Annotated in this window: 1 protein-coding gene; it reads right to left on the reverse strand. The window is 63.5% G+C overall.

All coding sequences use genetic code 11. From position 1 onward, the window contains the following. Positions 1–99 precede the first annotated feature (99 nt). The coding region (locus tag ACIQUI_RS28415; RefSeq protein ID WP_403204407.1) for a Rieske 2Fe-2S domain-containing protein at positions 100–1,272 on the reverse strand (1,173 nt) is incomplete at its 5' end.

Consider the following 1,272-nt stretch of genomic DNA (forward strand, 5'->3'; position numbering starts at 1 on the left):
CGGTCCACAGCTTCAGCCAGGTGTCGTACTCGCCGTGGTCGAGCATGTCGCCTTCCTGCCAGATGAATGCGGTCACTTCATTGAACAGATTCAGGTTCATCATTTGGCCTCCGCGGTCATCATTTTCTTCCACTGCTGGTACGCCGCACGCATGCCGGTCTCGGCACTGACGTCGGACACCAGGCCATCGGGCGTGGGTTTCTCGCCGGGCAGGCCGCGGTTGAGCATGATCCACAGGTTCTCGCCGGCGCTGGCACCTTTCTGCACGCGCTCCCAGGCCTCGGAGTCGTCCGGGGTACCGAAGCCCATCGGGCCCTGGAAGTGCTCGTGCAGGCGCAGGCGGTAGCGGTTGGCCGCAGCCGGGCCACCGTCCATGGTGATCACCGAATGGTGGATCTCGGTCTCGGTCACCGAGATCGGCTGCAGCACACGGAAGAACGCCATCGAGCAGGCGACGTTGGGGAACAGGTTGAGGTTGAAGCCCGAACCGCCGACGGCACGGACGATGCGGCGCACCTGCTGCTCCTCGATGCCCTCGTCGCGCAGTTCGGCGGCCAGGGCTTCGAAACGCTCGGGTATCGGTTTGTCGAGATCCGCTTCCAGATCGACCAGCTCGGGGATCATCACCATCACGCTGTGGCCGTTGCCCAGGTCTTCGACGTAGCCGGGGCCCTTGACGAAGTCGAACAGCTCCAGGGTCTGCTCGTCGACCGAGGACAGGAAGCTCTTGTGCACGAGCGGGAAGTGATAGGCGTCGGTGGTGTTTTCGAGCTGGATCTTCCAGTTGCCGGGGAAGCGGAAACGGTGCTCGCCCGGCACCTTGATGCCGTAGCCGGCGCCCTGTTTCATGAACAGGTCCATCCACTTCTTGGCCGCGCCGAGGAAGTCCTGCAGCGGCTCGATATCGTCCTTGAAGGTGGCGAAGACCATGCCGGCGTAGCTTTCGGTGCGCAGGCTGACCAGGGGCAGCTCGGCCTTGTCGATGCAGTCGCCGTAGCTTTCCGGGTGCGGGATGCCGCGCAGCGAGCCGTCCAGGGCGTAGCCCCAGCCGTGGTAAGGGCAGACAAAGCTGTTGGTCTTGCCTTTCTTGTGCTCGCAGACCGTGGCGCCGCGGTGGCGGCAACGATTGAGCAACACGTTGATGCCTTTCTTGCGGTCGCGTACCACGATCACCGGCTGCTTGCCGATGTAGGTGGTCTTGTAGCTGCCGGCGTCGGGCACTTCGCTCTCGTGGGCGACCCAGATCCAGGTGCTGTGGAAGATTTTCTCCAG

The sequence above is a fragment of the Pseudomonas sp. NPDC090592 genome, from assembly GCF_044769185.1.
In the GTDB taxonomy this organism is placed as follows: domain Bacteria; phylum Pseudomonadota; class Gammaproteobacteria; order Pseudomonadales; family Pseudomonadaceae; genus Aquipseudomonas.